Annotated in this window: 18 protein-coding genes and 1 pseudogene; 7 read left to right on the top strand and 12 right to left on the bottom strand. The window is 73.9% G+C overall.

What is annotated here, in order from left to right; translation table 11 throughout:
* The first annotated feature begins 107 nt into the window (after positions 1–107).
* From E1166_RS15670 to E1166_RS15655, 4 genes are all read left to right on the top strand, one after another.
* A complete protein-coding gene (locus E1166_RS15670; protein ID WP_132339624.1) occupies positions 108–929 on the top strand; it encodes an ATP-binding cassette domain-containing protein in 822 nt (273 codons plus the stop codon).
* Positions 926–2,185, top strand: a complete 1,260-nt coding sequence (locus E1166_RS15665) for an ABC transporter permease (RefSeq protein ID WP_132339622.1) — start codon at positions 926–928, stop codon at positions 2,183–2,185. The genes E1166_RS15670 and E1166_RS15665 overlap by 4 nt, the downstream gene beginning before the upstream one ends.
* Positions 2,186–2,229: 44 nt before the next feature.
* Entirely contained in the window at positions 2,230–3,420 is a 1,191-nt protein-coding gene (locus E1166_RS15660; protein WP_132339620.1) for an ROK family protein, read from the top strand.
* 150 nt (positions 3,421–3,570) lie between these two features.
* Complete coding sequence (locus E1166_RS15655) at positions 3,571–4,311, top strand: DUF4142 domain-containing protein (RefSeq protein ID WP_132267825.1); 741 nt, start codon at positions 3,571–3,573, stop codon at positions 4,309–4,311.
* Between the two features lie 61 nt (positions 4,312–4,372).
* Here E1166_RS15655 and E1166_RS15650 read toward each other — a convergent pair whose 3' ends face one another.
* The 11 genes from E1166_RS15650 to E1166_RS15600 all read right to left on the bottom strand — a co-directional run bounded on the left by E1166_RS15650 (position 4,373) and on the right by E1166_RS15600 (position 13,397).
* On the bottom strand, positions 4,373–4,627 hold the full coding sequence (locus E1166_RS15650) for a hypothetical protein (protein ID WP_132267854.1): 255 nt from the start codon (positions 4,625–4,627) through the stop codon (positions 4,373–4,375).
* A gap of 16 nt (positions 4,628–4,643) precedes the next feature.
* Positions 4,644–5,690, bottom strand: a complete 1,047-nt coding sequence (gene tsaD / locus E1166_RS15645) for a tRNA (adenosine(37)-N6)-threonylcarbamoyltransferase complex transferase subunit TsaD (RefSeq protein WP_132339618.1) — start codon at positions 5,688–5,690, stop codon at positions 4,644–4,646.
* Positions 5,690–6,166: a ribosomal protein S18-alanine N-acetyltransferase gene (gene rimI / locus E1166_RS15640; protein ID WP_132339616.1), complete on the bottom strand. Its 477-nt coding sequence runs from the start codon at positions 6,164–6,166 to the stop codon at positions 5,690–5,692. Before rimI ends, tsaD begins: the two co-directional genes overlap by 1 nt.
* Positions 6,163–6,840: a tRNA (adenosine(37)-N6)-threonylcarbamoyltransferase complex dimerization subunit type 1 TsaB gene (gene tsaB, locus E1166_RS15635; protein WP_132339614.1), complete on the bottom strand. Its 678-nt coding sequence runs from the start codon at positions 6,838–6,840 to the stop codon at positions 6,163–6,165. The genes rimI and tsaB overlap by 4 nt, the downstream gene beginning before the upstream one ends.
* Positions 6,841–6,897: 57 nt before the next feature.
* A complete protein-coding gene (locus tag E1166_RS15630; RefSeq protein ID WP_132339612.1) occupies positions 6,898–7,749 on the bottom strand; it encodes a maleylpyruvate isomerase family mycothiol-dependent enzyme in 852 nt (283 codons plus the stop codon).
* A 69-nt stretch (positions 7,750–7,818) separates the two neighbouring features.
* Positions 7,819–8,517 carry a uracil-DNA glycosylase gene (ung, locus tag E1166_RS15625; protein WP_132339610.1) on the bottom strand — a complete coding sequence of 233 codons (699 nt, stop codon included), beginning with the start codon at positions 8,515–8,517 and terminating at the stop codon, positions 7,819–7,821.
* A gap of 52 nt (positions 8,518–8,569) precedes the next feature.
* Positions 8,570–9,064 (bottom strand): tRNA (adenosine(37)-N6)-threonylcarbamoyltransferase complex ATPase subunit type 1 TsaE, encoded by a 495-nt coding sequence (gene tsaE, locus E1166_RS15620; protein ID WP_132339608.1) that lies wholly within the window; start codon positions 9,062–9,064, stop codon positions 8,570–8,572.
* Positions 9,065–9,228: 164 nt separating this feature from the next.
* Positions 9,229–10,323, bottom strand: coding sequence for an alpha/beta hydrolase (locus tag E1166_RS15615; RefSeq protein WP_132339606.1), 1,095 nt, complete (start codon positions 10,321–10,323; stop codon positions 9,229–9,231).
* Positions 10,320–11,441: an alanine racemase gene (gene alr, locus E1166_RS15610; protein WP_132339604.1), complete on the bottom strand. Its 1,122-nt coding sequence runs from the start codon at positions 11,439–11,441 to the stop codon at positions 10,320–10,322. The genes E1166_RS15615 and alr overlap by 4 nt, the downstream gene beginning before the upstream one ends.
* 24 nt (positions 11,442–11,465) lie before the next feature.
* Positions 11,466–12,974, bottom strand: a complete 1,509-nt coding sequence (locus E1166_RS15605; protein WP_132339602.1) for an NAD(P)H-hydrate dehydratase — start codon at positions 12,972–12,974, stop codon at positions 11,466–11,468.
* A 54-nt stretch (positions 12,975–13,028) separates the two neighbouring features.
* The gene (locus tag E1166_RS15600; protein ID WP_132184644.1) at positions 13,029–13,397 is read right to left on the bottom strand and encodes a holo-ACP synthase; all 369 of its coding nucleotides are present in this window, start codon (positions 13,395–13,397) and stop codon (positions 13,029–13,031) included.
* A 178-nt stretch (positions 13,398–13,575) separates the two neighbouring features.
* On the opposite strand from E1166_RS15600, the gene E1166_RS30970 reads away from it, so the two are divergent.
* Complete coding sequence (locus E1166_RS30970) at positions 13,576–13,866, top strand: type VII secretion target (RefSeq protein ID WP_165944349.1); 291 nt, start codon at positions 13,576–13,578, stop codon at positions 13,864–13,866.
* Positions 13,863–15,503 carry an alpha/beta hydrolase gene (locus E1166_RS15590; RefSeq protein ID WP_132339598.1) on the top strand — a complete coding sequence of 547 codons (1,641 nt, stop codon included), beginning with the start codon at positions 13,863–13,865 and terminating at the stop codon, positions 15,501–15,503. The genes E1166_RS30970 and E1166_RS15590 overlap by 4 nt, the downstream gene beginning before the upstream one ends.
* Before the next feature lie 32 nt (positions 15,504–15,535).
* Here the strand turns inward: E1166_RS15590 and glmS are convergent, their stop codons facing one another.
* Positions 15,536–17,449 carry a glutamine--fructose-6-phosphate transaminase (isomerizing) gene (gene glmS, locus E1166_RS15585; protein WP_132339596.1) on the bottom strand — a complete coding sequence of 638 codons (1,914 nt, stop codon included), beginning with the start codon at positions 17,447–17,449 and terminating at the stop codon, positions 15,536–15,538.
* 239 nt (positions 17,450–17,688) lie between these two features.
* Here glmS and E1166_RS31525 point away from each other — a divergent pair.
* Positions 17,689–17,929 (top strand): annotated as a pseudogene (locus E1166_RS31525) (DUF4190 domain-containing protein); the annotation flags it as partial.

Genomic DNA, 17,929 nt, shown 5'->3' with positions numbered 1-17,929 from the left:
CGCGTCCCACCCGCTCCCCGGCGGCGCCGCCCGGCACGGTCACCTCCGTGCCGGGCGGCGCCCCGCATCGGACGGCTCCGATCTCCCCTCCGCGCAAAGGAAACCCCGTGTCCGCGACCCCCCTGCTGGAACTACGCGGGATCGACAAGAGTTTCGGTCCCGTCCAGGTACTCCGCGACGTCGCCTTCTCCGCTCATGCCGGCGAGGTGACCGCCCTCGTCGGCGACAACGGCGCCGGCAAGTCGACCCTGGTGAAGTGCATCAGCGGCATCTACCCCACCGACAGCGGCGAGTTCCTCTTCGAGGGTCGTCCGGTGAGCATCAGCGGCCCCCGGGACGCCGCCGCGCTCGGCATCGAGGTCGTCTACCAGGACCTCGCGCTCTGCGACAACCTCGACATCGTGCAGAACATGTTCCTCGGTCGGGAGAAGCACAGCGGCCTGGTGCTCGACGAACCCACCATGGAGCAGATGGCCGCCGAGACCCTCGCCGGGCTCAGCGTCCGTACGGTGAAGTCGCTGCGCCAGCACGTCTCCAGTCTCTCCGGCGGCCAGCGCCAGACCGTGGCCATCGCCAAGGCGGTGCTCTGGAACAGCAAGCTGGTCATCCTCGACGAACCGACCGCCGCGCTCGGCGTCGCGCAGACCGCCCAGGTGCTGGAACTGGTCCGCCGGCTCGCCGACCGGGGCCTGGCCGTGGTGCTCATCTCGCACAACATGAACGACGTATTCGCCGTCTCCGACCGGATCGCCGCGCTCTACCTGGGCCAGATGGTCGCGCAGGTGAAGACCACCGACATCACCCACTCGCAGGTGGTCGAGCTGATCACCGCCGGCCGCTCCGGCCACCTCGGTCTCGCCGAGGCGGGTGCGGGCAGCGCCGATACCGCCACGGGGTCCACCGACACCATCCCGGGAGCCGTCCGATGACCACCACCGCCGTCAAGGAGCAGGGCCCGGCCGCCGTCGCGCCGGCGCCCACGGTCGGCAGCCACCTGAACAACTACTGGCGCCGGGTACGCGGCGGGGACATTGGCGCGCTGCCTGCGGTTCTCATGCTCCTCGCACTCTGCGTCGGCTTCTCCATCCACAGTCCCTCGTTCTTCACCGCCGGCAACTTCGCGAACCTGTTCACCCAGGGTGCGGCGGTCACGCTGATCGCGATGGGCCTCGTCTTCGTCCTGCTGCTGGGGGAGATCGACCTGTCGGCCGGTTTCGCCAGCGGTGTCTGCGCCGCCGTGCTGGCCAACGTGGTCACCGTGTTCGGCTACCCCTGGTACGTGGCGGTGCTCGCCGCCGTCGCCACCGGCGTCGTCATCGGCACCACCCTCGGCCTGCTGGTCGCAAAGGTGGGCATCCCGTCCTTCGTGGTCACCCTCGCCGGCTTCCTCGCCTTCCAGGGCGTCGTGCTGGAGCTCATGAAGGAGGGCGCCAACATCTCGGTACGCGACGAGACCCTGGTCGCGATCGCCAACCGCAATCTCTCCCCCGTGCTCGGCTGGACGCTGGCCGCCCTGGCCTTGGCCGGGTACGCGACCGTGCAGCTGGTGCGACACCGCAACCGGGCCACGCGCGGGCTGATCACCGATCCGATCGCCGTGGTGGGCGCCCGGATCGTCGGCCTCGGCGTCATCCTCGGCGCCGCCGTTTACGTGCTCAACCTGGAACGCAGCCGCAACGTCCTGGTCGTCTCGCTCAAGGGCGTGCCGATCGTGGTGCCGATCATCGCGGTGCTGCTGGTCGTGTGGACCTTCGTGCTCCAGCGCACCAGCTACGGCCGGCACGTCTACGCCGTCGGCGGCAACAGGGAGGCCGCCCGCCGGGCCGGCATCAACGTGGACCGGATCCGCATCTCCGTCTTCGTGATCTGCTCCTCGATGGCCGCCGTCGGCGGCATCGTGGCGGCGAGCCGGGCCAACTCCGTCGACCCCAACACCGGTGGCAGCAACGTATTGCTCTACGCCGTCGGCGCGGCGGTGATCGGCGGCACCAGCCTCTTCGGTGGCAAGGGTCGCGTCCTGGACGCCGTGCTCGGTGGCGCGCTCGTCGCGGTCATCGACAACGGCATGGGACTGATGGGTTACAGCTCGGGCCGCAAGTACGTGGTCACCGGCCTGGTGCTGCTCGCCGCGGCCACCATCGACGCCCTGACCCGCCGGCGGGCCGCCTCCACCGGCACCCGTTGACCGCCGGCAGACGCTGACCAACGGGACACGGAACACCGGGAAACATGCGGGCAGGACCGAGCCAGGACGAGATCCGGCGGCAGAACCTCGGGGCGTTGCTGCGGCACGTACACGTCCACGGCGCGACCACCCGCGCGGAGCTCACCACCACCCTCGGGCTCAACCGCAGCACCATCGGCGCGCTCACCGCCGACCTGGCCGGCGCCGGCCTGGTCAGCGAGGGAGCCCCGAAGGAGACCGGCCGGGCCGGGCGACCGTCGCTGGTCGTCCGGCCCGAGTCGGCCCGGGTGTACGCGTACGCGTCCTCCATCGAGGTGGACCGGCTGCGCGCCGCGCGGGTCGGTCTCGGGGGCGAGGTGCTCGACCGCCGGGACCTGGACCGGCCGCGCGGCATGGACGCCGCGGAGACCGCCCCGCTGCTGGCCGGCGCGCTCACCGAGATGCACCACCAGGTCGCCGCGGACGCCCGCTGCGTGGGCGCGGGGGTGGCGGTCTGCGGCATGGTTCGCCGGGCCGACGGGCTGGTCCGGCTCGGCCCCAGCACCGGCTGGGTGGACGAACCGCTCGGCGCCACGCTCGCCGACGCCCTCGGCATCGACCTGCCGGTCACCGTCGGCAACGTGGCCGACGTGGCGGCCTTCGCCGAGCACGCGCGAGGGGTCGCCGCCGGTTGCGACAACGTCATCTACCTGTACGGCGACGTGGGCGTCGGGGCCGGCATCATCGCCGGCGGACGCCGGCTGACCGGCCACGGCGGGTACGGCGGGTACGGCGGGGAGGTCGGGCACATGGTGGTGTCCCGGGACGGGGCCCGCTGCGAGTGCGGCTCCCGCGGCTGCTGGGAGACGGAGATCGGGGAGCACGGCCTGCTCCGGGCCGCCGGGCGCAGCGAGGCCCGGGGGCGGGAGGCGCTACAGGCCGTCTTCGAGGCCGCCGACCGGGGCGACGCCCGCGCCCAGGTGGCGGTACGTCAGGCCGGCGACTGGCTCGGCTTCGGCGTCGGCAACCTGATCAACATCTTCAACCCGGAGATGGTCATCTTCGGTGGCACCATGCGTGACCTGTACCTCGCCGCCGCCGCCCAGGTCCGCAGCCGGCTCAACCAGGTCGGGCTCCCCGCCTGCCTGGAGCACGTGCGGCTGCGTACCCCCAAGCTCGGCGACGACGCGCCGCTGATCGGCGCGGCCGAGCTGGCCTTCGAGCGGCTCCTCGCCGACCCCCTCGACGTCGGCTGAGCCAAGCCTCAGCGCTGGAGTCCACTTCATTGCCGGTTTTCGGTTCCGGTGAACCCTTCCGGCCGGTGATCCGTACCAGTGGTCGACGGCAGCCGGCGGATGAGCTGCCCGACGTAACACGCACGGCCCGGACCGAGGAGGCACCGCAGCATGGCACCGCTGGAATCCGCTCGTCGTCGGCCAGGGCACCGGACCCACCGGGTGGCGGTGCTGCTTGTCACGCTCGTGGCCGGGCTCTTCGCCCTGCCTGGCGTGGCCGTGGCCGCTCCCGCCGCACAGCTCAACGCGGCCGACATGACGCTTCTCGTCGGCGTCCGGCTGGCCGGGTTGTGGGAAATGCCGGCCGGCGCGATGGCCGCCGAAAGAGGACAGTCGCCGCGGGTCCGGGAGATCGGCGCGGAGATCGCCCGCCAGCACGAGCAGCTGGACCTGCTCGTCGTCGAGGCCGCCAACAAGCTCGGCGCGCTCCTGCCCTCGGACGCCACCGCCGAGCAGAAGGGGTGGCTGGGTGAGATGCAGGAGGCCAACGGAGCCCAGTTCGACCAGATCTTCGTCACCCGGCTCCGGATCGCCCACGGCAAGATCTTCCCGGTGATCGGCGCGGTCCGCGCCGCCACCCGGGACGCCACCGTCCGCAAGCTCGCCGACGACGCCAACAAGTTCGTCACCGACCACATGTCCATGTTGGAGAGCACCGGCCTGGTCCGCTGGAACCAGATGCCCCCGGCCGCCATGCCGCCCGCGCAGAGCGACTCGCTCGTCGCCGCCGCCCAGGCCGGTACGCCGCTCACCCCGACGTTCAGCGTCGGCACCACCGTCGTCTGGGTGGTCTTCCTCGCCGCGCTCGGCGTCGGCGGCTGGACCACCTGGCGGATCATGCGCCGCAACTGACCTCCGCGTACGCGACGAAGGGCCGGGAGCAGCACGCTCCCGGCCCTTCGCATGTGCCCCGTCAGCGGTCGACCGGGGTGAAGTCCCACGAGTGCGGCGGACGGGCCACCAGCATGGCCGGCGGATCCGGCAACGACCGGGGACTGCTCCGCCACTTCGAGATCACCACCACCCGGTGGTCGGTGGAGGAGAAGACCTCGCTGACCACGTGCAGCGGATCGTGCTCCAGTTCCGGCAACGCGGTCTCGCAGACCCAGGTGATCAGGTCGGTGAAGCCGTACGGCTCCGCACGCGCCTCCCACATCCGGACGATCACGTCGACCATCCCTCCGTCACACGCTGACCGTGGTCAGCGGCAGGGCCGAATCCGCCGGCAGGTCGAGCCGGCTCGGCGTCACCCCGGCGGCGACCAGGTGCGCGCCGAGCGCCGCGACCATCGCACCGTTGTCGGTGCAGAGCTTCGGCCGAGGTACCCGGACCCGGATGCCGTGCTTCGCCGCCCGGTGCTCGGCCATCGCCCGCAGCCGCGAGTTGGCCGCCACTCCCCCGCCGACGACCAGCGTGCCGATGCCGTTGGCTCGGCAGGCGTCCAGCGCCTTGGCGGTCAGCACGTCACAGACTGCTTCCTGGAACGAGGCCGCCACGTCGGCCACCGGCACCGGCTCACCGGCCCGCTGCCGGGCCTCCACCCAGCGGGCCACCGCCGTCTTCAGCCCCGAGAAGGAGAAGTCGTAGCGGTGGGCGGCCAGGTCCTTCGGTGCGGTCAGCCCGCGCGGGAACGCGATCGCCGCCGGGTCGCCGGCCCGCGCCTGCCCGTCGATGTGCGGCCCGCCGGGGAAGGGAAGGCCGAGCAGCCGGGCCACCTTGTCGAACGCCTCCCCGGCGGCGTCGTCGATGGTGGCACCCAGCGGAGTCACCCCGTGCGCCAGGTCGTCCACCAGCAGCAGCGACGAGTGACCACCGGAGACCAGCATCGCGATCGCCGGCTCCGGCAGCGGGCCGTGCTCCAGGGTGTCCACGGCGACGTGGGCGGCGAGGTGGTTCACCCCGTACACCGGCTTCTCGGCGGCCAGCGCGTAACCCTTCGCGGCGGCCACCCCGACCAGCAGCGCACCGGCCAGCCCGGGACCGGAGGTGACCGCGATCGCGTCGATGTCGGCGATCGTCACCCCCGCCTCCCGCAACGCCCGGTCCATCGTCGGCACGATCGCCTCCAGGTGTGCCCGGCTGGCCACCTCCGGCACCACCCCGCCGAACCGGGCGTGCTCATCGACGCTGGACGCCAGAGCGTCGGCCAGCAGGGTGTGCCCGCGCACGATCCCGACGCCGGTCTCGTCGCAGGAGGTCTCGATGCCCAGGACCAGGGGTTCGTCAGCCATCAGTCGTCCGTTCCGTACGCGGTCGGCGGCGCGACGCGCCGCATCACCAGCGCGTCGGTGTTGCTCGGTTGGTAGTAGCCGCGGCGCACGCCGATCGGTTCGAAGCCGTACGTCGCGTAGAGCCGCTGCGCGGGCGCGTTGTCCGCGGCCACCTCCAGCAGGACGGTCCGCACGCCCCGGCGGGCCGCCTCACCGAGCAGCTCCTCCAGCAGCGCCCGGCCCACCCCGCGCCGCTGCGCGTCCCGCCGGACGGCGATGTTCTGCACCCACGCCTCGTCCGGCTGGACGGCCAGCCCCGCATAGCCGAGCAGCGCTCCGTCGGCGTCGAGGGCCACCCGGTACCAGTGCCCGTTGGCCAGCTCGTTCCAGAACATCGACGCCGACCACTGTTCGGCACCGAACAGGTCCACCTCGATCGGCAACACCTCGTCGATGTGCCACCACCGGAACCGCGCCAGCCGCACCGATCCGCTCATGGAAGGACCGGCTTGCGGGTCGCCGACGCCACCGCGTCCGGGCGGCGCAGGTACAGCGGGGTGAGCACCTCGCCCGGGGCACCGGCCCGGATCCGCTCGGCGGCCAGCACCGCCAACGCGGTCGCGTCCGGGTAGCGCGGCTCGGCCCGCAACGGCAGGCCCAGCACGTCGGCGTACCGGTGGGCACCGTCACCCACCGCGGCGGTGACGGCCAGCTCGCGGGCCCGCTCGGCGACGAGCGCCGGGACAGCCACCTCCGGCCCGCCGATCCGCTGGCCGGCACCGTCGTAGACCGCCCAGTACACCTCGCGGCGACGGGCGTCGGTGGCGGCCAGGACCGGCTCGCCGGCCGCCGCCGGGTGGCCGATGCCGTCCAGCGAGCAGACGCCGTACGTGGGCACACCGAGCACCTGACCCATGGTGGCGGCGGTGACCAACCCGACCCGCAGCCCGGTGAACGGGCCGGGACCGAGTCCGGCGACGATCGCGGCCAGGTCACCCGGCCGGACGTCACCCTCGGCGAGCACCGCCTCCACCTGCGGGGCGAGCAGTTCGCCGTGGGCGCGCGCATCGACCGTGCACCGCTGCGCCCGTGCCGCGACGCCGCCCGCCGAAACCTCCACCAGCGCCGCGGTCACCGCGGGTGTCGAGGAGTCCACCACCAGTACGAGCACGATTGACCAGCCTAGCCGGCCCCGGCGTACCCCCGGTCACGCCCCACCTGTGGCCGGTCAACTGGGGGTGCGGAAGGTGCGCAGGAAGGTGGGCAGCAGCCAGGGGCGTCGCCCGGAGATTCTTATCCCACCGGTGAGCAGCGCCCGTGCCCGGCTGATCCGGCCGAACATCATCAGGTTGAAGGTGCCCGGGTCGTGGTGGATCCGGACGTCGGGACGGGCGCCCGGCTCGGCGAACGAGATCACGCCCCGATGCAGCACCAGCCGGAGCGGGGCGGCGAACGCCGAACGGAACTCCACCACAATCGGTCGGTCGCTCGGTGGCCCCCCGCCGTCGAGCAGCCGGCCGTAGCCGTGTCGCACCACGCCGGCGAGGAAGAGCTCCAGGAACATGGCGGCCTCGCGACCGGGCAGGCGCCACCGACGCCCGCTCGCCCGGGCGATGTCGTGGCCGTGGATCAGCAGCTCGTTGACCAGATGGGCGCAGAGCCCGGCGAGCGGCACCCGGGCCGCGCCGAGCCAGGGCACGGTGTCGTCGGGACTCCGGTCGGCGCACCAGGACAGGAGTTGCCCGACGTCGGCCCGGAGCCGGGCGAGCAGCACCGCCGGGTCGCGCTCGGTGAACTGCCGCAGCACCACGTCGTTGACGTCGGCCACGGTGTCGACGGTGACCTCGGGCAGTTGGCTGTCGAGGCCCGCGACCGGCAGCGGAGGACGCTCGGGATCCACCAGGCAGGCGTAGAGCCAGGCCAGCGAGACCACGTGGGCCAGCGTGTCGACCACCGACCAGTCGGCCGTGCAGCGGGTCTCGGGACGGCTGACGACCAGCAGATCGGCGAAGCGTTCCGTCTGCTCCGTCAGCGCCGCCCGCACCGCCTGCCACTGCTGGGGAGTGACCGTCGCCACCATGCGTCACCTTCCTGCCGTCGCGTGCAGACAGGCTACATCGGACGGTGACGGTCCGGTGACCCCACGAACTCAGCCGGCGCTGCGCTCCCAGTCCACGGTGGGCAGGCCGGCATCGGCCAGGGCCTTGTTGGCCGCACTGAACGGCCGGCTGCCGAGAAACCCGCGCGGGTTCATCGGGCTCGGGTGACCGGCCTCCAGGACCACGTGCCGGGGGTTGCCGACCAGCGCCGCCTTCTTGCGGGCGTACCCGCCCCAGAGCAGGAAGACCACCCGCTCGTCGCGGGCGTCGAGCGCGCGGATGGTGGCGTCGGTGAACTCCTCCCACCCCCTGTTCGCGTGCGAACCGGGGGTGGCCTGACGCACGGTGAGCACCGAGTTGAGCAGCAGCACACCCTGCGCCGCCCAGCCACTCAGGTTGCCGTTCCGTGGCTTCGGCACGCCCAGGTCGTCACCGAGTTCCTTGAAGACGTTGCGCAGCGACGGTGGCACCGCCACCCCCTCACGCACGCTGAAGCTCAGCCCGTGCGCCTGCCCCGCCCGGTGGTAGGGATCCTGCCCGAGGATCAGCACCCGGCACTGCTGCGGCTCGCACAGCCGGTAGGCGGCGAAAAGGTCCTCCAGCGGCGGGAAGACGGTCTGCGTGGCGTACTCCCGGGCGACGAACTCGCCCAGCGCCGCGGTGCGGGCAGGGTCGAGGTGCGGGGTGAGCACGGCACGCCAGGCCTCCGGCAGCAGCGCCAGCAGGTCGAGGGCGGGGACGTCGGGCATCGGCAACCTTTCGCAGTCGGTTCGCCATTTCCTACCAGTCGGCACCGACAGCTCATGCACCGCGCAGGGCGTCCAGGCGCCGCGCCCAGTCGCCGCCGACCGGCTCCAACTCCATCACCCGGGTGTCGTCCGCCCGCCGGTCGATCCGCACCCGCAGGTGGGCGTCGACCAACTGCTCGACCAGCCCCTCGCCCCACTCGACCACGGTCACCGAGTCGTCGACGGAGGCGTCCAGGTCGAGGTCGTCGATCTCGGCGCGCGGGTCGCTCGCGCCACCCAACCGGTACGCGTCGGCGTGCACCAACGCGACGCCACGGCCCCGGGCCGGGTCGGGTCGGTGCACCCGGGCGATCACGAAGGTCGGGGAGGTGATGTCGCCGAGCACGCCCAGCCCGGCGCCGAGACCCTGGGTGAGCGCGGTCTTGCCGGCCCCCAACGGGCCGGTGAGCAGGAGCAGGTCACCGGCGCGGAGCAGGCCGGCCAGCCGGCGGCCGAAGGCGTGCGTCTCCTCGACCGTCCGCAGCGTGACCACGAGATTCGCGCTCACGAAACCACCTCGGCTCGCGACTGCGGGGCTCGCAGACCCGGCTCACTCCTCGCGCTCACGAAACCACCTCGGCTCGCGACTGCGGGGCTCGCAGACCCGGCTCACTCCTCGCGCTCACGAAACCACCTCGGCTCGCGACTGCGGGGCTCGCAGACCCGGCTCGATCACAGGACCCCCAGGAACTGGGCGAGGGCCGCGTTGACCTCGTCGGCGTGCTCCAGCATCACCACGTGCCCACTGTCCGGGATCTTCACGTACCGGGCGTGCGGCAGCCGGCGGACGATCTCGTCCGAGTGGACCACGGGGGTGATCATGTCCTTGTCCCCGACCACGACCAGCACCGGCGTGCCGCTGAGCGCGGCCAGCGCCGGGAAGCGCGAGTGGGCGGCCAGCGTACGTAGGTAGCGGGTCACCGTGTCGGCCGACGTCCGGGAGTTCATCCGCTCCACGTACGACACCAGAGCAGGGCTCGGCCGGCGGCTGCCGAACCCGTACCTGCGGGTGAGCAGCCAGGCGACGTTGGACGTCGACTGGCGGGCCCTGTCGATCACCGTGCCGCCGTACCGGGTGGCGTTGCTCGCCATCTGGAGCACCGGCCCGCCGACCCGGCCCAGCAGGGCCGAAGCGGCCAGCCGGGTTTCGGCGAGTACGCCGCCGGAGGTGGCGATCAGCACCGTGCCGACCACCCGGTCGCCGAACAGCTCCGGGCACAGCTCGGCGAAGGCCATGATGGTCATTCCGCCCATCGAGTGGCCGACCAGCACCAGCGGCCCCTCCGGGACGGTCCGGTCGATCACCCGGCGCAGGGTGGCACCCAGCGCGGCGAGGTCGTACTCACCGCTTTCCAGCCGGCCCGAGCGGCCGTGCCCCGGCTGGTCGTACGCGACGATCCGGTGGTCGCCCCGCTCGGCGAGCATCTTGCGCTGGAAGTGGAACGTCCCCATGTCCAGGCAGAAGCCGTGCACCAGCACGACGGTGGGACGCCCCGGCACCGGCCGGGTCGGCTCCACCACCTCGACGTGGATGTCGGTGCCGTCGGGCAGCTCCAGCCGGAAGGACTCGTCACAGGGCAGTTCACCGAATGCCTCGTCGGCGTACCGGTCGGTGGGGTCGGCCTTGAGCCGGCGGACCAGCGCCCGCTCGGTGGCGACACCGGCGGCCAGGCCGGCGGCGGCGACGCCGACGGTGGCCAGCGCACCGGCGACCTTCCCGGCGGCGGTACGCGGCCGGGGTATCCGGAACCGGGAAGGGCCGGTCATGGTGCCAGCTCTCCGTCGTAGACCCGGGGCACCCGGACCCCACCGAACCGGGTGACGATCTCGTAGTTGATGGTGCCGACCGCGTCGGCCCAGTCGTCGGCGGTGGGCTCGCCGTCCGCCCCGCTGCCGAAGAGGGTCGCCACGTCGCCGGCGGCCACCGGATCCGACCCGCAGTCCAGCACGAACTGGTCCATGCAGACCCGGCCCGAGATGGTGCGGCGCTTGCCGCCGAGCTGCACCGGCCCGACGTTGGAGGCGTGCCGGGGCACCCCGTCGGCGTAGCCGAGCGGCACCACCGCGAGGTTCGCCTCGTCGCCGGTGGTGTAGGTGTGGCCGTAGGAGACGCCGGTGCCGGCCGGTACCCGCTTGGTCAGCATCACCCTGGCCCGGGCGGTCATCGCCGGACGCAGCCCGAACCGCTCCCCCGCGATCGGCGACAGCCCGTACACGGCGATCCCGGGACGGACCAGGTCGAAATGGGTGTCCGGCCGGGTCAGTGTGGCGGCCGAGTTGGCCAGGTGCCGGTAGCGCGGACGCAGGCCGGCGCGCTCGACCATGGCCAGCCCTTCGTGGAAGATGGCCAACTGCCGGTCGGTGGTGGGGTGGCCGGGCGAGTCGGCGTACACGAAGTGGCTCCACACGCCGACCACCTCGACCAGGCCGTCGGCCTGGGCCCTCGCGGCGGCCGCCAGCAGGGCCGGCCAGTCGGCCACGGTCGCGCCGCCCCGGGACAACCCGGTGTCGATCTTCAGGTGCAGCCGGGCCGGGCGGTCCGCGCGGCGGCTCGCCTCGATCATCTCGTCGAGCTGGGGCAGGCTGGCCGCGGCCAGGTCGACCCCGGCCGCCACCCCCTCGTGCAGGGCCAGCCCGGGGTCGAGCAGCCAGGCCAGCACCGGTGCGGTGATCCCGGCCCGACGCAGGGTCAGCGCCTCGTCGAGGGTGCAGACTCCCAGCCAGTCCGCTCCGGCGTCGAGCGCGGCACGGGCGGCGGGGACCATGCCGTGGCCGTACCCGTCGCCCTTCACCACCGCCATCACCTCGGCGCTGGTGCCGGCCCGGAGCCGGGCCACGTTGTCACGGATCGCGTCAAGATCGACGCGCACCTCGGCCTGCCACATACGCCCAGCCTACTTGCCCCTTGATCACCCCATCCGGTCCCGGTGGTCGGCCAGCCCCGGCTCACCCACCAGCGGCGCGATCACCGTACGCAGTGCGGCCACCACGTCGGGTGCGGTCACCGGCCCGCGGCGGGCCGCCTCCCGCCCGGCCAACCCGTGCAGGTACGCGGCGCACGCCGCGGCCCGTTCCGGGGCCAGCCCGGCGGCCAGCAGCGACCCGAGCAGCCCGGCCAGCACGTCGCCGGTGCCCCCGGTGGCCAGCGTCGGGCTCCCGCTCGGGTTGACGTACGCCCGGCCGTCCGGCGTGCCGATCACCGTCCGGTCCCCCTTGAGCAGGACCGTGGCGTTCATCCAGGCGGCCAGCCGCAGCGTACCGGCGACCCGGTCGGCACCCGGTTCCTCGCCGCAGAGCCGGGTGAACTCCCGGTCGTGCGGCGTCACCACGATCGGCGCGTCCCGGTGGCGCAGCCGGTCGGCGAGCGAGCCGTCCACCAGCAGGGTCAGCGCGTCCGCGTCCAGCACCACCGGCACCGGGGCGGCCAGCACCGCGCGCAACTCGGCCGTCGCCTGCTCGCCGGTGCCGAGCCCGGAGCCGCACACCCAGGCCTGCACCCGGCCGGCGTCGGCGACCCGGTCGCTGGCGATCACCGACGGGTGCTGGCGGACCACCTCGTCCCGGGCTCCGCCGGCGTACCGGACCAGGCCGGTCGGGCCGGCCAGCGCGCCGCCGACCGACAGCACCGCCGCTCCCGGATACGTCCGCGACCCGGTGGCCAGCCCGACCACCCCTCGGGTGTACTTCTCCGAGGCCGGACCGAGCCGCGGCCACCACCCGGCCACGTCCGACCACTCGGTGACCCGCAGCGCGGGGGTGCCGCGCAGCCACGGCCCGAGCCCGATGTCGACCAGCTCGACCTGCCCGGCCAGCGGGGCCGCCGGGCCGACCACCAGGGCCGGCTTCAGCGCGCCGAAGGCCACCGTGACATCGGCGCGTACCGCGGCAGGGCGGCCCGACGCGGACAGCGGCACACCCCCGGTGTCGACGGCGACGCCGCTCGGCACGTCCACCGCCACCACGGTGGCCCGGCCGCCGTCGCGCCCGCGGTGCCGCACCAGGCTCGCCGCCAGCTGCTCGGCGGTCTCCCGCAGCCCGCCGCTGCCGCCGATGCCGACGATGCCGTCGAGCACCAGGTCGACGATGGCCGGCGGCCGGTCGACGAGTCGGCCACCGGCGGCGCGCAGCGCGGCGAGCCCCGCGGCGTGCGCCCGACCCGGGTTGAGCAGCAACGCCGACACGGCGGCACCGCGCCGGGCCAGGTGGGCACCGGCGTACAGGGTGTCGCCGCCGTTGTCGCCGGTGCCGACGAGCAGCAGCACCCGGCCGCCGTACACCCCACCTCGGTCGGCGAGCAGCAGGGCGCAGCGGCGGGCCAGACCGGCGGCGGCCCGCGCCATCAGCGTCCCGGGCGGGAGCGTCGCCATCAGGCCCGCCTCCGCCGCGCGTACGTCCGCGACCCGCCACACCGGTTTCATGCCACCCGCGTCCCCTCGTCGTCTGCCGGCGGGCCGGACGGCCCGCCCGGACGTTCAGCGTTCCGCGACCACCATCGCCGAGGCGATCCCACCGTCGTGGGACAGCGACAGGTGCCAGCGGTTGATCCCGCGCTCGGTGGCGGCGGCGGCGACCGTGCCGGAGACGGTCAACCATGGCCGGCCATCCGGGTCCGGCACGATCTCGCAGTCGTGCCAGCTCAATCCGGCCGGGGCGCCCAGCGCCTTGGCCACCGCCTCCTTCGCGGCGAACCGCGCGGCCATCGACTCGGGTGAGCGCGGATTGCCGGAGCCGGTGTAACGCTCCGCCTCGGTGAACAGCCGGTCGGCGAGCAACGGTGTGCGGGCCAGGGCTCGGGCGAACCGGTCCACCAGCACGACGTCGATGCCGACCGCGACGATCACGGAACCACCCTACCGGTGGCGCGGGCGGCAGATTAGCCGCCGGCCGCGCGCTGGGCAATGCCTGTGGAAAACCCGAGGGTACGACCATCGCCGGCTGTCCACAGCCGCTACCGGCCACCTGGTCGCGCCGCCTAGCGTCCCTTCCGGTCGGGCTGGTCGGGACGGGGAGGCGGGTGGCGTGGAGCCGTTGGAGGTACGACCGGAGGTGCTGCGCCAGGTGGCCGGCGGGCTCGCCGACGAGGCGTACGCGCTGGCACATCGGCTCGCCGAAGCGCCGGGGCTGACCGTGGCCGCACCACAGTGGCGGGCCGCCGCCGCCCTGGCCCGCCTGGAGTGGGCCGTACACACCTGGCAGGGGTCGCTCGCCGCGCGGGTGGCCGCGGCGGCCGACGCCCTGCGTGCCGCCGCCGAGGCGTACCAGGCGGCGGACGACCGGGCCGCCGACCGGCTCACCACGCTGCCCCGATGACCGGGTACGCGCAGTTGTGGCGGGCCGCCCCGAGCCAGTGGACCGACGCCGCGGCGGCCTGGGGCGGGCTGACCGGCCCGGTGCGGCGGCGCTGCCAGGGGCTCGCCGACCGGGCGGGCCGGCTGCGCACCGGCTGGTCGGGCGGGGCCGCCGCGGCGGCCGGCGATCGGCTCGCCGGCCTGCGCAACGAGTTGGCCGACGTGCTGCCGGCGCTCGTCGAGACCGACCAGGTGCTCGCCGAGTTCGCCGCCCGGCTACGTACGGCGAAGGCACGGCTGGCCGAGGCGGTGGCGCTGGCGGACCGCACCGGCGTGCAGGTCGACCGGCACGGCGTGGCCCGCGCCGGCCCACCATCGATCCCGGCGCGGCGGTGGGTCGGGCCGGAGGCGGGGGTCTTCCGGGCCGAGCCGACGGTGGCCGGGGCGGCGGACGTGGCGCGGGTGGCGGCGATCCTGCGCGACGCGCTCGCGCTGGCCGACGCCGCCGACCGGGAGGCCGCCGGCCGCCTCGACGAGCTGGCCACGGCGGCGCGTACCGGCTGGGTCGCGTCACCGGCCGCCGGGTGGCCGGCGGCCGGGTCCGCTCCGGCCCTGGTCCGGGCCTGGTGGGCGGGGCTGAGCCCGGCCCAGCGTCGGTGGCTGGTGCGGCACGAGCCGGCCCGGGTGGGCCGCCTCGACGGGGTGCCGGCCGCCGCCCGGGACCAGGCCAACCGGCTGCTGCTCGCCGACCGTCGGGACGCGCTGGCGGCCGCCCACCGGCAGCTGTCAGCCGGCGAACCCGGCGACCGGGCCGGGTTACGCCGGGTCGAGGCGGCGCTGTCCGGCCTGGACGGGCTGGCCGGGCGGCTGGCGGCGGGGCCGCCGCGGGCGTACCTGCTCGGGTTCGACGAGCGCGCCGACGGGCGGGCGGTGGTCGCGTTGGGCAACCCGGACCGGTCGGCGCAGGTGCTGACGTACGTGCCGGGAATGACCACCGACCTCGCCGACGTACCCGGGGAGCTGAGCCGCGCCGGCCGGGTGCTCGCCCGGTGCGCCGGCATCGCCCCCGGCACGGAGACCGCGGCGCTGCTCTGGCTGGACTACGACGTACCGGATTTCCTGCCCGAGGCGTCCTCGCCGGCCCAGGCCCGGGATGCCGGTCCGGCGCTGCACCGGTTCCAGGAGGGGCTGCGCGCCACCCACGAGGGGCCGCCGGCCCGGCTGACCGTGCTCGGGCACAGCTACGGCTCGGTCGTGGTGGGTGGTGCGGCCCGCGACCACGGGCTGGCCGCCGACGCCCTGGTCTTCGTCGGTTCCCCGGGCGTCGGGGTGGACCGGGCCGAGGCGCTGCGTCTGCCGCCGGAGCGGGTCTGGGCCAGTACCGCCCCGGACGACGTGATCCGGCTGGTGGAGCCGCCGGGGCAGCTGGCCGCCCGGGCGGCGCTCGCCACGTCGCCGCTGGCCACCGCCGTCTCGCTGCTGCGGCCCGACGACCACCGGCTGTGGTTCGGCCACGACCCGGCCGACCCGGGCTTCGGCGGTCGCACCTTCGCCAGCGCCCGTGCCGGGCACGCCGGCTACTGGGAACCGGACAATCCGGCGCTGGACGGCATGGCACGGATCGTGCTCGGCCGTCCGGTGCCCGCCCCGGGCGGATGACCGCCCGAGGGCTGGCAGGGCGTCCGGGCGGGTTACTCGACGGTGACCGACTTCGCCAGGTTGCGCGGCTGGTCCACGTCGTGACCCCGGGCCGCCGCGATCTCGGCGGCGAGCACCTGCAGCGGCACGGTGGTCACCAGCGGGGCGAGCAGCGTCGGCGTACGCGGCACGTAGATCAGGTGGTCGGCGTAGCGGACGACCGCCTCGTCGCCCTCCTCCGCGATCACGATGGTCCGGGCGCCCCGGGCGCGGACCTCCTGGATGTTGGAGACGACCTTGTCGTGCAGCATGCCCCGGCCCACCGGAGACGGCACCACGCAGATCACCGGGGTGCCCTCGTCGATCAGCGAGATCGGGCCGTGCTTCAGCTCGCCGGCGGCGAAGCCCTCGGCGTGCATGTACGCCAGTTCCTTGAGCTTCAGGGCACCCTCCAGCGCCACCGGGTAGCCCACGTGCCGGCCGATGAACAGCACGGTCGGCTCGGACTTCAGCTCCCTGCCCAGCTCCCGCACCGGCTCGATCCGGTCCAGCAGCTCGCGCAGCTTGCCCGGCATCTCCTGAAGCTGGGCGACGACGGCCCCGACCTCGTCGGCGAACTTGATCCCGCGCACCTGGGCCAGGTGCAGGCCGATCAGGTAGCAGGCGACCACCTGGGTGAGGAACGCCTTGGTCGAGGCGACGGCGATCTCCGGCCCACCGTGGGTGTAGAGGACCGCATCGGACTCGCGCGGGATGGTGGAGCCGTTGGTGTTGCAGATCGCCAGCACCCGAGCCTTCTGCTCCTTGGCGTGGCGCAGCGCCATCAGGGTGTCCATCGTCTCGCCGGACTGCGAGATCACCACGATCAGGGTGGACCGGTCGAGGACCGGATCACGGTAGCGGAACTCGCTGGCCAGCTCGACCTCGCAGGGGATGCGGGTCCAGTGCTCGATGGCGTACTTGGCGACCAGGCCGGCGTGGTAGGAGGTGCCGCACGCCACGATGAAGATCTTGTCGACGTCGCGCAGATCCTGGTCGCTGAGACGGACCTCGTCGAGGGCGATCTCGCCGCTGTCGGTGAGCCGGCCGAGCAGCGTGTCGGCGATCGCCTGCGGCTGCTCCTCGATCTCCTTGAGCATGAACCAGTCGTAGCCGCCCTTCTCGGCGGCGGAGGAGTCCCAGTCGATGTGGAAGTCCTTGCCGCTGGCGGGCCCGCCGTCGAAGTCGGTGATCTCGATGCTGTCGCCGGTGATCAGGACGATCTGGTCCTGGCCCAGCTCGACCGCGTCCCGGGTGTGCTCGATGAACGCGGCCACGTCGCTGGCCAGGTAGTTCTCGCCGTCGCCCCGGCCGACCACCAGCGGCGAGTTGCGCCGGGCGCCGACCACCGCGCCGGGGATGCCGGCGTCGACGGCGAGCAGCGTGAACGCGCCCTCCAGCCGCTGGCAGACCACCCGCATGGCGGAGGCCAGCAGCTGCGGGCTGTCGACCTCGCCGGCGGCGCGCAGGTCAGCCAGCGCTTTGGCGAGCAGGTGGGCCGCGCACTCGGTGTCGGTGTCGCTGGTGAAGGTGACGCCGTCGGCCTCGAGCTCGGCGCGGAGCTTCGCGAAGTTCTCGATGATGCCGTTGTGGATCACCGCGACCCGACCGTCGGGCGACTGGTGCGGGTGGGCGTTGCGGTCGGTCGGGCCGCCGTGGGTGGCCCAGCGGGTGTGGCCGATGCCGGTGGTGCCGTCGCCGATGCCGATCGGGCTCGCGGCGCAGCCCTCGGGGTCGTCGGCGGCCCGCTCGGAGAGGACCTTCTCCAGGTTGGCCAGCTTGCCGGCCTTCTTCTCGGTCAGCAGCTCGTCGTCGCAGACGATCGCCACGCCGGCCGAGTCGTAGCCGCGGTACTCCAGCCGCCGCAGACCGTCGAGGACGATGCCGAGCGCCGGCCGGGAGCCGGCGTATCCCACGATTCCACACATGGTCCGCAGCCTAACCCAGTTTCGCTCACCTCGCGTGCGCGGAAGTCGGGTAAACAATCACTGAATTTGAGCGATCGGCCGACGGCGAGCCTCACTCGGGCAGACATCCGCGCGGTTCGTCCCGGAGTCGGCGGGCGCACCGGGGTTGCGGGCCCGCTGTGGGTACGACAGATTCTCGGCAGGCCCGACCCTCTCGTGCCACCCCCGCACCCCGGTGCCCCTTCCGCTTCGGAGCGAACATGTCCGACCCGTCCGGCGAGCCATCCTCCTCCGGTGCCTCCGAGTCGTCCTCCCCCGGCGGGCCAGCCGCGCCGTCACCCGGCACCACGCCGGCCGACCCCACCGCACCGCCGGCCGGGTCGTACCCCTGGGCCCCATCAGATCCCCTGGCGGCAGCGCAGCCCTGGGCCCCGCCAGACCCGTGGAGCAGCCCGCCGCCCGCCGCGCCCGGTCCCGCCAACCCGGGCGGCTGGGCACCGC

This window comes from Micromonospora sp. KC213, from assembly GCF_004348325.1.
Taxonomy (GTDB): Bacteria; Actinomycetota; Actinomycetes; order Mycobacteriales; family Micromonosporaceae; genus Micromonospora.
The sequence above is the reverse complement of the archived record's forward strand: the minus strand, read 5'-3'. Positions and strand labels throughout refer to the sequence as shown.